General features: G+C 70.9%; 14 protein-coding genes. 3 read left to right on the top strand and 11 right to left on the bottom strand.

Translation table 11 applies throughout. The features are described 5' to 3' along the window. Positions 1-97 precede the first annotated feature (97 nt). From JOE48_RS15260 to JOE48_RS15230, 7 genes are all read right to left on the bottom strand, one after another. The gene (locus JOE48_RS15260) at positions 98-2332 is read right to left on the bottom strand and encodes a TonB-dependent siderophore receptor (protein ID WP_210031066.1); all 2235 of its coding nucleotides are present in this window, start codon (positions 2330-2332) and stop codon (positions 98-100) included. Positions 2333-2506: 174 nt separating this feature from the next. Next, positions 2507-4732 (bottom strand): TonB-dependent siderophore receptor, encoded by a 2226-nt coding sequence (locus tag JOE48_RS15255; protein ID WP_210031059.1) that lies wholly within the window; start codon positions 4730-4732, stop codon positions 2507-2509. A gap of 260 nt (positions 4733-4992) precedes the next feature. After that, positions 4993-5877 carry a phosphatase PAP2 family protein gene (locus JOE48_RS15250; RefSeq protein WP_210031058.1) on the bottom strand — a complete coding sequence of 295 codons (885 nt, stop codon included), beginning with the start codon at positions 5875-5877 and terminating at the stop codon, positions 4993-4995. A gap of 138 nt (positions 5878-6015) precedes the next feature. Further along, positions 6016-6870, bottom strand: coding sequence for an alpha/beta fold hydrolase (locus tag JOE48_RS15245; protein ID WP_210031057.1), 855 nt, complete (start codon positions 6868-6870; stop codon positions 6016-6018). 26 nt (positions 6871-6896) lie between these two features. Beyond that, a complete protein-coding gene (gene dapD / locus JOE48_RS15240) occupies positions 6897-7772 on the bottom strand; it encodes a 2,3,4,5-tetrahydropyridine-2,6-dicarboxylate N-succinyltransferase (protein WP_210031056.1) in 876 nt (291 codons plus the stop codon). Positions 7773-7807: 35 nt separating this feature from the next. Then, positions 7808-8299 (bottom strand): cyclic nucleotide-binding domain-containing protein, encoded by a 492-nt coding sequence (locus JOE48_RS15235; protein ID WP_210031055.1) that lies wholly within the window; start codon positions 8297-8299, stop codon positions 7808-7810. Between the two features lie 63 nt (positions 8300-8362). Then, entirely contained in the window at positions 8363-9049 is a 687-nt protein-coding gene (locus JOE48_RS15230) for a response regulator transcription factor (protein WP_192710400.1), read from the bottom strand. Positions 9050-9400: 351 nt separating this feature from the next. Here JOE48_RS15230 and JOE48_RS15225 point away from each other — a divergent pair, with 351 nt between their 5' ends. Continuing rightward, positions 9401-9967, top strand: a complete 567-nt coding sequence (locus tag JOE48_RS15225) for a L,D-transpeptidase (RefSeq protein ID WP_210031052.1) — start codon at positions 9401-9403, stop codon at positions 9965-9967. A 271-nt stretch (positions 9968-10238) separates the two neighbouring features. On the opposite strand, the gene JOE48_RS15220 is transcribed toward JOE48_RS15225, so the two are convergent. Further along, complete coding sequence (locus tag JOE48_RS15220; protein WP_210035806.1) at positions 10239-10946, bottom strand: YggS family pyridoxal phosphate-dependent enzyme; 708 nt, start codon at positions 10944-10946, stop codon at positions 10239-10241. Between the two features lie 454 nt (positions 10947-11400). On the opposite strand from JOE48_RS15220, the gene leuS reads away from it, so the two are divergent. Next, positions 11401-13983 (top strand): leucine--tRNA ligase, encoded by a 2583-nt coding sequence (leuS, locus tag JOE48_RS15215; protein ID WP_210031046.1) that lies wholly within the window; start codon positions 11401-11403, stop codon positions 13981-13983. 170 nt (positions 13984-14153) lie between these two features. On the opposite strand, the gene JOE48_RS15210 is transcribed toward leuS, so the two are convergent. Genes JOE48_RS15210 through JOE48_RS15200 form a run of 3 tightly spaced genes read right to left on the bottom strand, consistent with a single transcriptional unit; the run spans position 14154 to position 16682 of the window. Beyond that, positions 14154-14942, bottom strand: coding sequence for an ABC transporter substrate-binding protein (locus JOE48_RS15210; protein ID WP_210031042.1), 789 nt, complete (start codon positions 14940-14942; stop codon positions 14154-14156). A 16-nt stretch (positions 14943-14958) separates the two neighbouring features. Next, the gene (locus tag JOE48_RS15205; RefSeq protein ID WP_210031040.1) at positions 14959-15732 is read right to left on the bottom strand and encodes a TerC family protein; all 774 of its coding nucleotides are present in this window, start codon (positions 15730-15732) and stop codon (positions 14959-14961) included. Next, the gene (locus JOE48_RS15200) at positions 15729-16682 is read right to left on the bottom strand and encodes a lipid kinase (RefSeq protein ID WP_210031039.1); all 954 of its coding nucleotides are present in this window, start codon (positions 16680-16682) and stop codon (positions 15729-15731) included. Before JOE48_RS15200 ends, JOE48_RS15205 begins: the two co-directional genes overlap by 4 nt. A gap of 409 nt (positions 16683-17091) precedes the next feature. Between JOE48_RS15200 and JOE48_RS15195 the strand changes: the two genes are divergently transcribed. Further along, on the top strand, positions 17092-17883 hold the full coding sequence (locus tag JOE48_RS15195) for a hypothetical protein (protein ID WP_312893230.1): 792 nt from the start codon (positions 17092-17094) through the stop codon (positions 17881-17883). Positions 17884-17908: the final 25 nt, after the last annotated feature.

Raw genomic sequence — 17908 nt, 5'->3', positions numbered from 1 at the left:
GAGCGGAGGACGATGCTCCGGCCTTAGGACGGAATCCGCGCCGATCTCCAGTGCCGGGGGCGGGGGCCAGCCATGCCGGCGCCCGCCCCCAACGCAGTCACCAGCGGTAGATCAGGCTGCCGATGACGGTGGCCGGCGCGCCCCGGAAGCAGTTCCCGAACGCGCAGGTGTTATAGGTCCGGTCGAAGATGTTGTAGGCGTTGATCTGCGCGCGCAGGCCTTGGTACTTCGGGTCGATCGCGGCGAAATCGTACGCGACCAGCGCATCGTAGAGCGTCACGGTGGGGTTGCGCACCGTGTTGTCGTCGTCGGCGAAGCTGGTGCCGATGTAGCGGATGCCGCCGCCGATCGTCAGGCCCCGCAGGGGCGAATAGGTCGGAAACGCGTAGGTGAGGAACGACGCGTAGGTGTCGCTCGGAATGCCGGAGACGCGGTTCCCGTCCTGGTTGGCGCCCCCGAACGAGGTCTGGCTCAGGAAGCGGAAATCGAGGTGCGTGTAGGCGATGGTCAGGTTCGTGCCCGGCGCGAGGTTGGCGGTCGCCTCGGCCTCGAAGCCGCGGGAGCGTACCGAGCCGGTCGCGGCCTGGAAGGCGATGTTGGTCGGATCGGTGCGCAGGATGCTCGACTGCTCGATGTCGAAGCCCGCGAACGCGGTCTGGATGTTGGTGCCGGGGATCAGGTACTTCACGCCGGCCTCGATCTGGTCGCCGCTCGCCGGCTTGAAGGCCTGGCCGCGGGCATCCGTGCCGACCTGGGGCGTGAAGGTCGTGGCGTAGCTCGCGTAGGGCACGAGACCGGGCGCCAGCACGTAGCCGAGGCCGACGCGGCCGGTGAAGGCGGTGTCGTCCTGGCGGGTGACCGCGCTGACCGGCGTGGTGCGGTTGTCCTGGAAGATCCAGTCGTGGCGCCCGTTCAGCGTCAGGATGAAGTCGCCGAACCGGGCCTGATCCTGCAGGTAGACGCCGATCTGGTCCTGGGCCTGCCGCGTCGGGCTCGCCAGGGTCGGCGTCGGGATGAATTGCCGGCCGTAATTCTGGGTGATGAGATTGAGGTCGGGTGCGGGGCCGCCGCCGAAGCGGTTGCTCAGGCCGTAATGGGCGTAGTCCACGCCCGCCACCAGGGTGTGGGAGACCGGGCCGGTGACGAGGTGTGCCTCGAGCTGGTTGTCCAGCGTCTGCTGCACCAGCCCCTCCCGGATATAGCCGGTCGAGCGGGCGCCCAGCGTGCGCGCCGCGTCGATGGAATCGATGCTGGTGTACTTGGCGCTGAGGAAGACCCCGTAGTGCCGGAAGTTCTGGCGGAAGATCAGGTCGTCCGAGAACCGGTGTTCGAAGGCGTAACCGACCCGGTACTGCGTCTGGTCGAGCCCGGCGAAGCGCGGGTCGCCGCTGTAATACTTGGTCACCCGGAAGCCGGGATCGTTGTAGTAGAACACGGTGGCCGGCGTGTTCCGGACCTGGAACTCGCTCAGGAAGGTGAAGGTGGTGTCGGCCGAGGGCTTCCACGTGAAGGCCGGGGCGATGTTGAGCTGGTCATCGTTGGTGCCGCGGCCGATGAAAGTGCCGGCTTCCCGGCGCACGCCGGTCAGCCGGTAGGCCATGGTGCCGTCCGAGCCCTCCACCGGGCCGCCGAAGTCGAAATTGCCCTGGACGCGGTCGAAGCTGCCAGACTGGAACCAGACCTCGCCGAAGCGGGCGAAGACCGGGCGCTTCGAGGTCGCGTCGAGGATGCCGCCCGGTGAGCCGAGGCCGTAGAGGCCCGAGGCCGGCCCGCGCAGGACCGTCACGGCCTCCAGCCCGTAGGGCTCGATGCGCGGGAAGATGAAGCCGCTGCCGATCTGGCGCAGGCCGTCCCGGTAGGTGCCCTGGTTGGAGAGCACGTCGAAGCCGCGGATGAAGACCTGATCGAAGCGGGGATCGAAGCCCGAGACGTTGATGGTGGCGCCCGGCACGTAGGCGAGGGCGTCGCTGAAGCTCTGGACGTTGCGGTCGTTGAGCTGCTCGCGGGTGACCACCGAGACGGATTGCGGGGTCTCGAGCAGCGGCGTGTTGGTCTTGGTGGCGGTGGGGCTGATACGGGCGACGTATCCGGTGATGCCGGAGGGGCCGCCCCCGCCCCCGCTGGTGGCCGAGCTGTTGCCGCCGTCGCCGCCGCTGACATTGCCGGCCGCCCCGGAGACGGCCGGACCGGTCACGACTGGGCCGGCGGCCTCGACAGAGAGCTCGTTGAGCTGGACAGCGGCGGGCTGTGCCGCGGCCCGGCCGACCATGTGAGGCCCGACGAGCGCCGTGGAGGCGAGGAGCAGACCGAGCGAGGCAGAACGCGTGAACATCGAGGACCCTGACTGCGCGCCGTTGATCGGCACTTGAGGTCCTCTTCGCCCGTTCACGGTTTCTTGATCAAGCCGAAAACGTGTTATTCATCACACACTTAGAACGCTTAAAATGTGAAACGGTTCGAAGCTGCGGTCCGCCCCGAAGCCGGCACGGACCGACCAGGCCCTGCCCTACCAGCGGTAGATCAGGCTACCGATCACGGTGGCGGGCGCGCCGCGGTAGCAGAAGCCCGACTGGCACGTGTCGTAGTTGCGGTCGAAGATGTTGAACGCGTTGATCTGCGCCCGGAAGCCCTTGTACTTCGGGTCCAGCGCGGCGAAATCGTAGGCGACTAGGGCGTCGAACTGCGTCACCGTCGGGTTGCGCACGGTGTTGAGGTCGTCGGCGAAGCTCGTGCTCGTGTAGCGGATGCCGCCGCCGATCTGCAGGCCGCGCAGCGGCGAGGCGGGCGGGAATTGATAGGTCCCGAAGGCCGCGAAGGTGTCGCCCGGGATGCCCGAGACGGCATTGCCGCTGATCGACTGGGTCGTGCCCGGGAAGGTCGCGTTGCGATAGCGCAGGTCGAGATGCGTGTAGGCGACGGTCAGGTTCGTGCCGGGCGCGACATTGGCGGTCAGCTCCGCCTCGAAGCCCTTGGACTGGACCGACCCGGAGGCGACCTGATTGGCGACGTTGGTCGGGTCGGTCTGCAGGACGCTCGACTGCACGATATCGAAGCCGGCAAAACTTCCGGTGATGTTGGTGTCGGGGAGGGCGTATTTCACGCCGGCCTCGATCTGGTCGCCGGTGGCGGCCTTGAACGGGCGGCCGTTGATGTCGACGCCGAGCTGCGGTGTGAAGGTCGTGGCGTAGCTCGCGTAGGGCACCAGCCCCGGCGCCAGCAGGTAGTTGAGGCCGGCGCGGCCCGTGAAGGCGGAATCGTCCTGGCTCCGCGCCGCGCCGAGGCTGCCCGGCGTGCCGGCGCGGGTGGACTGGCTGACGAAATCCTGGCGGCCGGTCAGCGTCAGGACGAAGCGGTCGAACTTCGCCTGCTCCTGGATGTAGAGGCCGATCTGGTCCTGCGCCTGCTCGGAGGCCGAGGCGAGGGCCGGGCGGGGCACGAAGGTGCGGGAGCGGAAGGTCGAGAAGTCGCCGACGCCCGCGAGGTTGAGGTCCGGGATCAGGCCGAAACCGGCATCGCGCCGGTAATCGTAGTGGAGGTAATCGACGCCGGCGAGCAGGGTGTGGCTCACCGGGCCGGTGACGAGATGCGCCTCGAGCTGGTTGTCGACTGCCACGTAGCCGAGCCGGTCGTGGATCAGCCCATTCTCGCGCTGGGCCGAGAGGCCGGTGACGCTGTCGATCTGCGTGTAGGCGAGATGGCTGTCGATGTTCTGGTAGCGGACATTCTGGCGGAAGATCAGGTCGTCCGAGAACCGGTGCTCGAAGGCGTAGCCGATCCGGTAGGAATCCTGGTTCAGGGCGTTGAAGGCCGCGTCGCCCTGGTAGAGGCGGGTGATGACGAAGCCCGGCGCGGTGTAGAAGGCCGAGGTGCCGGGCGCCTTGGAGTGCTGGAACTCGGTGAGCAGCGTGACGGTGGTGTCGGCCGAGGGCTTCCAGGTCAGCGCCGGCGCGATGGTGAAGCGGTTGTCGCTGCCGCTCGGCAGGAACGTGTTCGCCTCGCGGAACGCGCCGGTCAGCCGGAAGGCGAGGGTGCCGTCCGAGCCCTCGATCGGGCTGCCGATGTCGAAATTGCCCTGGGTGCGGTCGAAATTGCCGCCCTGGAACCAGACCTCGCCGAAGGGCACGAAGACCGGCCGCTTCGAGGTGATGTCGACGATGCCGCCCGGCGAGCCGAGCCCGTAGAGTCCGGAGGACGGTCCGCGCAGGATGGTCAGCGCCTCGGTTCCGTAGGGCTCGATCCGGGCCACCGCCTGCCCGACGCCGGGCTGGCGCAGGCCATCGCGGAAGACGCCGTTGTTCGTCGCGGCGAAGCCGCGGATGTAGAAGGCGTCGAAGCGCGGATCGAAGCCGAACACGTTGCTCGACACGCCCGGCGTGTAGGCCAGAGCCTCGTTGACGCTCTGGACGTTGCGGTCGTTGAGCTGCTCGCGGGTGACGACCGACACCGATTGCGGGGTCTCGATCAGCGCGGTGTTGGTCTTGGTGGCGGCGGGGCTGACCCGGGCGACATAGCCGGTGATCCCCGAGGGCCCGCCGCCGCCGCCGCTGGTGGCCGAGCTGTTGCCGTCGCCGCCGCTGACATTGCCGCCCGCGCCGGAGACGGCCGCGGCGGCCGGGCTGGGGCCCGCGGCCTCCACGGAGATCTCGTTGAGCTGCACCTTCGCCTCCTGGGCGAGGGCGGAGCCGGTGAGCGCCGTCGAGGCGAGAAGAACCGTGAGGCGGACCGAACGCATGACCTTCGAAACCCGAACCGGCACCGGTGACCGGTGATCGAGCGCTCACGGTGGGCTGCGCCAGGAGGATCGGGCAAGGCAGATTTGTGTTGCAAATCACACAGTTAGAGGACTTAAAATCTATAACGTTTCCAGCCTGACAGGCTGTTCAAAGCCGGGCCTGCCTTCGAGGCGGCCCTGGAACCCAACCCGGGCAGCAGAGCTGTCGGCACCCCGACGGGATCTACGGGTACGCTCCGTTTCATCTGCGCCGGCCGACCTCAGAATTCCAGCGGCGGCTCCCGCAGGGCATCGGCCTCCCGGGTGCAGGTCGCCTGATCGGGCGCGGTCCCGGCCCCGGCGAGGGCGGCGCGCAGCTCGGTCCGGGCCTTGTCGAGGTCGGCCCGGAAGGCCGGGTCGCCCATCAGGGCGGCGAAGACCGCGGTGCCGGTGAGGCGCCCCGCGGCCACGTCGCTGAGCCAGTGGACGCCGCAGACGATCCGGCTCTCGCCATAGGCCCGGCCGCGGACCAGGATCGGGGTCGCCTTCTCGGGCACCAGCGCCGCCAGGATCAGCGCGTAGGCCCAGCCCTGCGTCGCGTGGCCGGAGGGATAGCTGAAGCTGTCGGCCAGCGCCTGGCTGCGCTGGACGCAGATCGGGGCCTCGTTGCCCACGAAGGGCCGCAGCCGGCGGTAATGCACCTTGGGACCGCGGGTCGCCCGGGCGAGGTCGAGGCGGGCCCGCTCCAGCAGGTTGATCACCGCCGGCACCTGGGTCTGGTCGATCCGGGTGCCGAGCACGCAGGCGAAATTCTCCAGCACCGCGGCGGCGCCCTCGGCGACGTCGTTGCTGGCGATCTCCCAGCGCGGGCTGCCCTTGAGGGCGCGGGTGCTGGTGAAGGCCGCCCGGTCGGCCTTGTCGAGGGGCGCGTCGTGGGCCGGCGGCGCCGGCAGGATCTTGAGGGCGTCGGGCAGCGCCGTGTCGGCGAGATAGGGTTTCGCCGCCGGCTTGCCGGGCTTGAGCGTGTCGGAGCCGAGCGACGGCGCCACGCCCGGCGGGGCAGGGCGGGGCATGTCCTCGGCCGGTGCCGGGCCCGCCGCGGCCAGGAGAGCGGCGAGGAGAGCGGCGAGGACGCACGGAGCGAGACGGGGCGGGGTGCGCAGCATCGGATCCGGGTCTCTCTCGGATGGAAACCTGCGGGCCAGTCCCGCTGCCGGACGAACGGCTCGGCCGGCTTGCTCAGTCCGTGCACAGGTGGGCAGTCCTGTCCAGATGGGGCCCGTCGCGCCCTGCGCTGAGGGACGTCAGCCCGCCCGGATCGCGGCGGCCACGGCCCCCGGATGCTCCTCGTGCGGGCTCAGCGCGCCGGGGATCACCGCGCCCGTCACCCGGCCGCCGGCGATGAGGGCGTCCATCTCGGCTCCCGAGCGGCGCGGGGCGCCCTCGGGCCGCAGCACCAGGATCGGCGGCAGGGCCGCGTCGAACAGGTCGAGGAAGGCGGCGCGGCTGCCCACCGGGTCGAGGCCGCCGGTGACGAAGGCCGCGGTGCCGAACCGGCCGTTGCGCTGGCGGGTGATCGCGTGCTTGTCGCGGACCACGGCCGGTGTGACGCGCGCCGCGTCGGCGTAGACATGGGCGCGCATCATCCGGCCGATGATCGGCGGGCTGATGTTGATCCGATAGAGCGCCTCGCCGAGGATCGGGGCCTCCACGGCCCGGCGGATGCGCGGGAACCAGTGCGCGCGGCCCGGCATCGCGGTGGACAGCGGCCCCCGCCAGGTCGGCGCCACCAGGACCAGCCGGGCGAAGGTGCCGGGATGGCGCCGCGCCGCCGCCACGAGGTAGCCGGCGGCATGGCCGGCCGCGACGCCGAGGGCGTAGGGGCCGGGCGCGGCTTCGAGCAGCGCGTCCAGGAAGGCGTGGAACGTCTCCGGGGCCAGGGGCAGCCGGGCCCGGGGACGGGCGCCGAAGCCCGGCCAGTCGGGGATGCGGCAGCGATACGCACGCCCCAGCTCGCGGGCGAGGTCGCGCATCTCGGCCCGCGCCGAGATGGTCGAGAGGGCCGGGAGCAGGAGCGCGTCCTGCCCCTGGCCGATCCCGTCGCAGGGCGTCGGCACCGGCCGGCCCGCCACCGTGAGATTGAACTCCCGCGTCTCCATCGGGCCGCCACCAAGTCCCAAAAGAATCAGGTGCGGAGCAGCTCGTTGATCGCGGTCTTCGACCGGGTGCCGGCATCGACGCGCTTGACGATCACCGCGCAGTACAGGCCCGGGCCCGGGGATCCGTCCGGCAGCGCCTTGCCGGGCATCGTGCCCGAGACGACGACCGAGTAGGGCGGCACCCGGCCATACATGACCTCGCCGGTGGTGCGGTCGACGATCTTGGTCGAGGCGCCGATATAGACGCCCATCGACAGGACGCTGCCCTGGCCGACGATCACGCCCTCCGCCACTTCGGCGCGGGCGCCGATGAAGCAATCGTCCTCGATGATCACCGGGTTGGCCTGGAGCGGCTCCAGCACGCCCGCGATGCCGGCGCCGCCGGAGATGTGGCAGTTCTTCCCCACCTGCGCGCAGGAGCCGATCGTCACCCAGGTGTCGACCATCGTGCCCTCGCCGACATGGGCGCCGAGATTGACGAAGCTCGGCATCAGCACGGCGCCCGGCGCGATGTAGGAGCCGCGGCGGACGAAGCAGCCCGGCACGGCGCGCAGGCCGGCGGCGCGGAACTCGGCCTCGCCCCAGCCGGCGAACTTGGAGGCGACCTTGTCCCACCAGGGCGCGCCGCCGGGGCCGCCCTCGATCGCCGCCATGTCGTTCAGGCGGAAGGAGAGTAGCACCGCCTTCTTCAGCCACTGGTTGACGACCCAGTCCTGGTTGCCGCTCTTCTCGGCGACGCGGGCCTGGCCGGAATCGAGCAGGTCCAGAGCCGCCTCGACCGCCTCGCGCACCGCGCCCTTCGTGGCGGTCGAGATGTTGGCGCGGTCTTCCCAGGCGGCTTCGATGGTCTGGGCGAGATCGGAATGGGCGGGATCGGAATGGGGCTTGCCGGCCTGGGACATGGACGGGTCAGAACTCTTGCGGCGGGAGCCCGTGCTTACAAGCGGTCTTCGGGGCTGTCACCTGAGGAGATGCCGTCGATCGCCGCGAGCAGCCCGCGCACCTGATCGAGATCGGCGACCAGACCGGCGAGGTCGTCCGCCAGCGTGTCGTGGACGGCCTGGGCGGCGCCGGGGAATTCCTCCAGCACGCGGCGCATCAGCGTCGGGGTGATCCGCATGAGTTCGGCGGCGCCCTCGGCCCGGGCCTCGGTCGGGCGCGTCCCGCGGACGAACAGGGCGAGCTGTCCGATCAGCGCCGCGCGTCCGGCCCGCACCGGCTCGGCCCCGGCCCCCCGCGGCGCGAGCCGGATCGTGCCCGACATCACCACGAAGCCGCCATCGGCCGGGTCGCCGCGGGAGAACAGTAGGTCGCCATCCGCGAGCTCGCGCCGCTCGGCCGCGAAGGTCAGCAGGCGCAGGGCATCCCGGTCGAGGAAGCCGAACAGCGGCGCGGCGGCGAGGATCGCGATATCGTCGTCGAGCCCCAAGACGCCTCACCACCCTGCGCATACGCGACGCGATTGATCGCCTATACGTAAAACGTCTTTTCGTCAGGGCAGCAACTTGTATCCACCGCCCTCCGTCACGAGGATCGCGGCGGTGGCGGGGTTGGGCTCGATCTTCTGGCGCAGCCGGTAGATGTGCGTCTCCAGCGTGTGGGTGGTGACGTGGGCGTTGTAGCCCCAGACCTCGGCCAGCAGCGTGTCGCGGTTCACCACCGCCCGGCCCGCCCGGTAGAGGAAGCGCAGGATCGCGGTCTCCTTCTCGGTGAGCTTGAGCTTCGAGCCGCGCTCGCCGACCAGCAGCTTGGCCCCCGGCCGGAACGTGTAGGGGCCGATCTGGAACACCGCGTCCTCGGACGCCTCGTGGCTGCGCAGGTGCGCGCGGATCCGGGCCAGCAAAATGCCGAACTTGAACGGCTTGGTCACGTAATCGTTAGCGCCGGCCTCCAGCCCCTCGACGTGATCCGCCTCGGAATCCTGGGCGGTGAGCATGATCACCGGGCCGCGGTACCCGGCCGCCCGCATCCGGCGCACGGCCTCGCGCCCGTCGAGATCGGGCAGGCCGACATCCATCACCGCGAGGTCGATCCGCTCCGCGGCCACCCGCCGGATCGCGTCCGCGGCGTTCGCCTCGGTGATCACCGAGAAATCCTCGCAGAGGTCGAGCTGCTCGGTGAGGGTGTCGCGCAGGATCGCGTCGTCGTCGCAGATCAGCAGGCGGTAGGCATTCGGCATCGTCCGGGTCCCAGAGCAGGCTGCGGAAGGGCAGGAGCGCCTTCCGGGCGCAGCGTGCGATGACTGAAGGTCTCAGCAAAATCGCGTGTTGCGACCCTGCGGAGGTTGATGTTTCCGCATCATTGTCCGTGCCGGGTCGATGGCGCACCGTGATTCGAGGGCGTTGGCCGCGCGAGGCGTGGCGGGTTCGCTCCCAAATCCCGGATCGACAGCCGGGTTTCGGCCAAGGATAGGGCATCGGTTGTGGCCGGAAACTGCCTTGTGCGCAATTGTTCACCGGTTTCCAACTGCGAATCCGGGACCTAAGAGCCGCCGTTCCGCTTCGGCGGTCCGGCCGAGGAAAGGGCAGCCGTGCGTCGAGGACGAAATGAGGAGCCCGGCTCGGTCCGCCTGACCCTGGGCGAGATCCGCGTGCGGGCGACGGTCGGGGACCGGCGGCGGGGGCAGCTTCTGGTCGGCCCGACGGTGATCCCCTGCGCCCTCGGGGCCGGGGGGATCGTCATCGCCAAGCGCGAGGGCGACGGCGGCTCGCCGCGGGGCCGGTTCCGCCTGCGGGGCGGCGCCTACCGGCCCGATCATCTCGGGATCCGCCCGCGTACGGCGCTGCCGCTCCGGGCGACCCGGCCCGATGACGGCTGGTGCGACGAAAGCCGGGACCGCCGCTACAACCGGCCGATCCGCCTTCCGGCCCCGGGCGTCAGCGCCGAATCGATGTGGCGGGACGACGGGCTCTACGACGTGGTGATCGACCTCGACTACAACCGTGCCCCGATCCGGAAGGGGCGGGGCTCGGCGATCTTCCTGCACATCGCCCGGGACGGCTACCGCCCCACGGAGGGCTGCGTCGCCCTGGCCCGGGCCGACCTGCTGCGGCTGCTCCGGCGCCTCGGGCCGCGGACGCATCTGCGGATCGGGTGAGGGCGGCTTGCACGCGTCCGCGGGATCGAGCTGGTCAAGGGCGGCACGAAGCTTGATCGGCCACGCTTCGCCCTCGGCCACGACGGTCTCGTCGCGGAAAGATACGGCCACGCGGCCTGAGATTCAGGAGGTGGGGTCGGCCTACCTCCGCCATGACGCGGGTGTCGCTCGTTCACCCGGGGCAACGCTCGGGTCGCGTCGTGATATGCTTGAAAGCGGATATCCCGCCGCGACGGATCCCGATGGCGCCCTGGAGCCTGCCCAGCGCCCGCTACGCTTTCGGCTGCCGCGCCCCGAAGATCGCGGTGCCGACCCGGACATGGGTGGCCCCGAGCTGGATCGCCGCCGGGAAGTCGGCGCTCATGCCCATGGAGAGGATCGGCAGGTTGTGCGCCTTCGCCAGCCGGGCCAGCAGGGCGAAATGGGCCGAGGGCGGATCCTCCGCGGGGGGGATGCACATCAGCCCCTGGATCGCGAGCCCGTGGGTCTCGCGGCATTCGGCGAGCAGGGTGTCGAGTTGGTCCGGCAGGACGCCGCCCTTCTGGGGCTCGGCGCCGGTATTGACCTGGATCAGCAGCTTCGGGGTCCGGCCGGAGCGGTCGATCTCCTTGGCGAGCGCCGCCGCCAGCGACAGCCGGTCGACGGAATGGATCACGTCGAACAACGCCACCGCCTCCCGGGCCTTGTTGGATTGCAGCGGCCCGACGAGGTGCAGCTCCACATCCGGATAGCGCGCCCGCAGGTCCGGCCATTTCGCCGTGGATTCCTGGACGTAGTTCTCGCCGAAGATCCGCTGCCCGGCCTTGAGCGCCGGCAGGATGCCGTCGGCCGGCACGGTCTTGGACACCGCCACCAGCTGGACCTCGGCCGGATCGCGCTCCGAATCCTCGGCGGCCCGGGCGATCGCGGCCCGCACCTCGGCGAGCCCGGCGGCGACGTCGGCTTGGCCCACGGGAAGCTTGTCGGTCCTGTGCCCCATCCCGTCTGTCGCGGGCGGGTTCGGGGAAGGGGTCGCGTCGTCCATGGCGTGCCTGTCCTGTCGCTGCCGGACGCTGATCCATGCGTCCCACGGTGCACGACACAATGACGAGCTTTGCCCGGGAAGGGCTTTCCCGCCCATCCCCTCATCAGGAGGTGCCGGAGCGCCGCGGAGGCCTCCAAGGAGGCCTCCAGATGGCCCGGCGATCCCTGGAGCCCTCCTTCACGGCCCGCTGACGCGGGCACCTCAGGATGAGGGAAGCGAGTGGGAGCGTCCCGGCTCAGGCCCTCGTCGTGTTCTGTGCCTCGTCATGCCGACCTATGCGTTTGCGCGCCCCGTGCAAGCCCGAATCGCGTGCCGCGTTGACCGGCTCCGGCGCAGATATGCTATCGCGGCCCAACCGTGCCGCGGCGGCTTCCATGGCCGCTGCCGAGCCCCTGACCCCACCGGACCCATGACCAGCACCACCCCCCAGCCCGTCGAGCGCTACAACGCCAAGGATGCCGAGCCGCGCTGGCAGGAGGCCTGGGCCGAGAAGCGCCTGTTCGAGACCGACAACGGCGACACGCGCCCGAAATACTACGTGCTGGAGATGTTCCCCTACCCGTCGGGGCGCATCCATATGGGCCATGTCCGCAACTACGCGATGGGCGACGTGGTCGCCCGCTACAAGCGCGCCCGCGGCTTCAACGTCCTGCACCCGATGGGCTGGGACGCCTTCGGCCTGCCGGCCGAGAACGCCGCCATGGAGCGCAAGGTCAACCCGCGGGACTGGACCTACGCCAACATCGCGTCGATGCGCGACCAGCTGAAGGCCATGGGCCTGTCGCTCGACTGGAGCCGGGAGATCGCGACCTGCGATCCCGATTACTACAAGCACCAGCAGCGCATGTTCCTCGACTTCCTGGGCAAGGGGCTCGTCACCCGCCGCACCGCCAAGGTGAACTGGGACCCGGTGGACCACACGGTGCTGGCCAACGAGCAGGTGATCGACGGGCGCGGCTGGCGCTCCGGCGCGCTGGTGGAAAGCCGCGAACTGACCCAGTGGTTCTTCAAGATCACCGACTTCGCCGAGGACCTGCTGACCGCCCTCGACGGGCTGGACCGCTGGCCGGAAAAAGTCCGGCTGATGCAGAAGAACTGGATCGGCCGCTCGGAAGGCCTGGAGGTTCTTTTCGCACTGGCCCGACCGCCAGCCGGCGCGGCCGAATCGGTGACCGTCTACACGACCCGGCCCGACACGCTGTTCGGCGCCAAGTTCCTGGCGATCGCGGCAGACCATCCGCTGGCCGCGGCGCTCGCCGCCGACAGACCGGCGCTGCAGAGCTTCATCGAGGAGTGCCGCCGCACCGGCACCGCGCAGGCCGCGATCGACACCGCCGAGAAGCACGGCTTCGACACCGGCCTCACCGTGCGCCACCCGCTCGACCCGTCCTGGGAGCTGCCGGTCTACGTGGCGAATTTCGTGCTGATGGAATACGGGACCGGCGCGGTGTTCGGCTGCCCGGCGCACGACCAGCGCGACCTCGACTTCGCCAACAAGTACGGGCTCGGCAACACGGCCGTCGTCTGCCCCGAGGGGCAGGACCCGGCGACGTTCGTCATCACCGACACCGCCTATGTCGAGGATGGGCGGATGATCAATTCGCGCTTCCTCGACGGGCTGAGCACGGACGAGGCCTTCGAGGCCGTGGCCCGGCGGCTGGAAGGGGAGGGGATCGCCAAGCGCAAGGTCCAGTTCCGCCTGCGCGACTGGGGCGTCTCGCGCCAGCGCTACTGGGGCTGCCCGATCCCGATCATCCACTGCGACAGCTGCGGCCCGGTCCCGGTGCCGGTGGCCGACCTGCCGGTGAAGCTTCCCGAGGCGGTGTCCTTCGACCAGCCCGGCAACCCGCTGGAGCGCGACGCGGCGTGGCGCAACGTCCCCTGCCCGCATTGCGGCGCGCCGGCCCGGCGCGAGACCGACACGATGGATACGTTCGTCGATTCGTCCTGGTACTATGCCCGCTTCACCGCGCCCTGGCTCACGGACGCGCCCACCGACCGGGCCGTGGTCGATCGCTGGCTGGCGGTGGACCAGTATATCGGCGGCATCGAGCACGCGATCCTTCACCTGCTCTACGCCCGGTTCTTCATGCGGGCGATGCGCGAGACCGGCTGGGCCGGCGTCGCCGAACCCTTCGCCGGCCTGTTCACGCAGGGCATGGTGGTCCACGAGACCTACAAGGATGCGGCCGGCGCCTGGGTGCCCCCGGCCGAGATCCGCTTCGCCACGGAAGAGGGTGAGCGCCGCGCGTTTCACGTGAAAACTCAGGCGCCGGTCGCGATCGGCCCGATCGAGAAGATGTCGAAGTCGAAGAAGAACGTGGTCGATCCCGACGACATCATCGCGAGCTACGGGGCCGACACGGCGCGCTGGTTCATGCTGTCCGACTCGCCGCCCGAGCGCGACGTGATCTGGACCGAGGAGGGCGTCCAGGGCGCGGCCCGGTTCGTCCAGAAAGTCTGGCGGCTCGTGAATGCAGCCGGGCAGGCGACCGGCGACGGTGCCGCGGATCTCGCCCTGCGCAAGGCCGCCCACCGGGCGCTGGCCTCCGTGCAGGACGATATCGAGCGCCTGCGCTTCAACCGCTGCGTGGCCCACATCTACACCCTGGCCAACGCCCTGGAGGATGGCTTGCGCGGGCCGGTCTCGCCGGCTGTCGCCAGGGAGGCGGCCGGGATCCTGGTCCAGCTCATCGCCCCGATGATGCCCCACCTCGCCGAGGAATGCTGGGCCGTGCTCGGCCGCGCGGGCCTTGTGGCCCAGGCGCCCTGGCCCGAGACCGAGGCGGGACTCCTCGTCGAGGACGAGATCACCCTGCCGGTGCAGATCAACGGCAAGAAGCGCGCGGACGTGACCGTCCCGCGCGATGCCGACGCCAAGGCCGTGGAGGCCGCGACCCTGGCGCTGGCAGTGGTCCAGACGATCCTGGAGGGGAGGGCGCCCCGGAAGGTGATCGTGGTGCCGGGGCGGATCGTGAACCTGGTGGTGTGACTGCCAGCCTATGGCGACGCCGGCCTTCGTCTACACGCGTCCGTCGAACGCACGGTCCTGGCCCCGGATGCGACCGAGCCGGGTCCCCGGCGCCATCGAGATCCTCGATAGCAAGGAGGCTCTCGCGGCGGGCGTGGATCTGGCGCATCGGCGCGCCGCATGACGCCCGCTCAGGGCGCCGCCAGATCCGGATCCTGACCGCTCGCTTTGAGACCCTGTCGCACCAGCCCGTCGCGCTTGGCCTGCGCGAGGAACGCGGCGAGATACGCCGCCCCGGCCGGGTGCCCGACCGGCATTCCCATCGCCTGCGGGATCTCCATGAAGTGCCCCGGCAGCAGCCGCACCTCCGGATGCGCCGCTGCGTAGGCGGCGAGCGGCTGCGCCACCCCGGCCGCGACATCGAGACCGTCCCGCGCGAAGGCCGTGACCGCCTCGGCCGAGGTCGGCGCCCGCACCAGGGTCGCGTGCGTGAGGGTGCGGGTCAGGAACAGGTCATAGGCGCTGCCGCGGCCCACCGAGACGCGCACGCCGTCACGGTCGACCTCCTCCAGGCTGCGGATCGGCGAGGCCACCGGCACGAGGTAGCTGCCGGCGATCTGCACGTAGGGCTCCGTGAAGGCGATGCCCTCGGCCCGTTTCGGATCGATCGCCAGGAAGCAGATGTCCCAGGCGCCCGATCCCGCGGAGCCCGAGACCGCGCCCGCTCCGGGATAGGTCACGAGCGCCACCTTCACGCCGAGCCGGGCGGCGAGCGCACGGGCGAGATCCACCGACACCCCGGCGGGCCCGTCCGGGCCGGCTTGCGCGAGCACCGGATTGCCGAGGTTGATCGCCGCCCGGAGCGTGCCGGTGGGGGCGAGATCGTGCAGGACCTTCGGATCCGGCGTCATGTCGCGTGTCTCCGCGTGGCCGAGGGCCGGAAGGAGGAGGAGGAGGCCGAGGGCCGCGCGCAGCCGCATGGGGACCGACCCGGCCTCAGGCGCGCCGGGCCTGGACGGCCGGGGCCGGCGGCGCGCCGCCCCGGGCCGCCCGCCGGCGCCGCCGGGCCAGCATGTTGAGGCCCTCGACCCCGGCCGAGAAGGCCATGGCGGTGTAGATGTAGCCCTTCGGCACATGCGCGCCGAACCCTTCGGCGATCAGCGTCATGCCGATCATGATCAGGAAGCCGAGCGCCAGCATCACCACGGTCGGGTTGCGGGCGATGAAGGCCGAGAGCGGCTCGGCGGCGACCAGCATCACCACCACGGCGATCACCACGGCGATCATCATCACCGGCACGTGCTCGGTCATGCCGACCGCGGTGATGATCGAGTCGATCGAGAAGACGAGATCGAGGAGCAGGATCTGGCCGATGGCCGCGCCGAAGCCGAGGCTGCCGCCGGTCGACCCCTCCGCCTCGGGCTCCGGATCCACCGTGTGGTGGATCTCCTTGGTGGCCTTCCAGAGCAGGAACAGGCCGCCGCCGATCAGGATCAGGTCGCGCCACGAGAAGGCCTGCCCGAACACCGCGAAGACCGGCTCGGTCAGATGGACGATGAACGCCACGGTGCCGAGCAGCCCCAGCCGCAGGATCAGCGCCAGGCCGATCCCGATCCGCCGCGCCCGGGTCTGCTGATCCGCCGGAAGCTTGTTGGTCAGGATCGAGATGAAGATCAGGTTGTCGACGCCGAGCACCACCTCCATCACCACCAGGGTGGCGAGGGCCGCCCAGACGGCGGGCTGGCTGGCGAGCTGGATCAGGTCGGTCACAGGCGGGGGGCCTCGCTGGTCGGGAACAGGCGGTTGCCCAGGGTGGCGAGATCGAAGGGGGCGGGACCGCGCACGGGCTCGGGGGAGAAGACCTGCAGGATCTTCGGGAAGACCTTGAAATGGGCGGGCGTGTGGGTGGTCAGCTCGCCGTCGGTGTTCACCGGCCGGGGCTTGCGGGTCGAGAGCCGGATCTCCTGCGCGTGGAAGGTCCGCACGTCGGCCGCGCGCCCCTGGGTGCCACGGCGCAAGGCGGGCAGCAGCGCGAGGAGCCGCCACCAATGGTCGATCTCCAGGCTGTAGAAATCGAGCTTGCCGTCGTCGACCGCGGCGCTCTCCGCCACGGTCATGCCGCCGCCGTAATGCCGGCCGTTGCCCACCGAGACCTGGATGGTGGTGATCGTCTCGACGACGCCGTCACGCTCGATCGTCACCGTGAAGGGCCGGACCCGGCGCAGCAAGCGGATGGCCGCGACCGCGTAGCCCAGCACGCCCCAGATCTTCTTCGATTCCGCCGTGAGCTCGCCGGCGAGCTCGGCCGAGAAGCCGACGCTGGCGACGTTGAAATAATAGTGGCCGTTGACCCAGCCGAGATCCACCGGGCGCGCCTCGGCGGTCGGGATGAAGCGGGCCGCCGCGAGCGGGTCGAGCGGCAGGTTCAGGGAGCGAGCGAGGTCGTTCGCCGTGCCGAGCGGCAGGATCGCGAGCGGCAGGCCGCTCTCCACTAGGGCCGGCGCGGCGTAGTTCATGGTGCCGTCGCCGCCGCCCAGGATCACGAGGTCGACCGCGCCGGCCCGGTCGCGAATCACGTCGCGGCAATCGGCCTCCGGCGGCGGTTCCTCCGGCTCGATGCCGCCCGCGCGCAGGATCCCCCGGACCTCGTCCAGGTCGAGGGCGCCGTTGCGGGCCTTGGCGTTGCAGAGCAGCAGGGCCCGGCGCGGGGTGGCGCTCATTGGGCGTTCCCGGGATGCGGGCCTGGGGGCGAAGCGGTCTCGGGTCGGGCCACGGGATCCTCGATGCGCGGCGGAGGCGGGCGGTATGGGAGCCCGGGAATGGCCAAAGGCCAAGACTGTCCCCGACTTGGTACCCAAACGTCCGAACGCAACCCCATCATCCCCGCAATCCAGGGCTGGTCGCCGCCGTCCGATTCGGCAGGATGGGTGCGCGCCCGAAACGATCGTGGGACCCCCTCGACGGGCGGGCGCGTTCTCCCGATTGCCCGCTCCGGCCGCCAGGAAGGCACCGATGTCCGCCATCCGTTCCCCCCGATCCCCGACACTCGTGATCGGCCTGCTCCTGCCTCTGGCCCTCACGGGCGCAGCGTCGGCTCAGCAGCCAGGGGCGGATCCTCGATCGGCCTGGGTGGATCCGCCGACGCGCACAGCGACCCCGGCCGCCGGAGCCGCGAAGGAAGCCCCCGGGGCGGCCGATCAGGCCAGCACCGTGCCGGCGGACAAGCCCGTGGCGCAGCAGGCGGCGAAGAGCCGGCCTGCCGTCACGCCCGATGCCGCGCGCGACGCGGAACCCGTCCGGCGGGCCGCCCGGCCGGAGCCGGCCGAGGACGCCCTGCCGAAAGCCGCCGGAACGCGGGCGCCGAGCCCGAAGCGGGCCGCCGCCCTGGAGCGGCCGCCGGCCCGCGAGGCGCTGCGCCGCCCCGCGCATCACCCGCACCGCCTTGCCGAGACGCCGGCGGCCTTTGCGCCGGCTCCCGTCTCCGCGTCCGCCTCGGCCGAGCGCGCCGCCGCGGCCCGGGCGCTGACCGCCAGCTATCTCGCCACCGTCTCGGCCTCCGGCGACACCATGGTGGGGGCCGCGACCCAGTATTACGCGACCCGCGTGCGCTTCTACGGGCGGCCGATCACGACGGCCGGCCTCGTCGCCGAGAAGCGCAGCTTCGTCCAGCGCTGGCCCGAGCGGCGCTACCAGCCGCGGGCGATGCACGCCGCCTGCGATGCCGAGACCTGCACGATCCGGGCGATCGTCGATTTCCGCACGGCCAATCCGGGCCGCGGCGCCGTCTCCAGCGGCGAGGCCGAGCTGATCCTGGAGGTGGGCTTCGCGGGCACGCGGCCTTACATCCTGGGCGAGACCGGGCGCGTCCTGCGTCGGAGCATCCAGGCCGGCACCCTGGCTCCCTCGCCCGGCAAGGCGTAAGAGCCTCGCGTGGCGGCCCGCGGCG

Source organism: Methylobacterium sp. PvR107 (genome assembly GCF_017833295.1).
Classification (GTDB): Bacteria; Pseudomonadota; Alphaproteobacteria; order Rhizobiales; family Beijerinckiaceae; genus Methylobacterium.
This window is presented reverse-complemented; position numbering and strand designations above follow the sequence as displayed.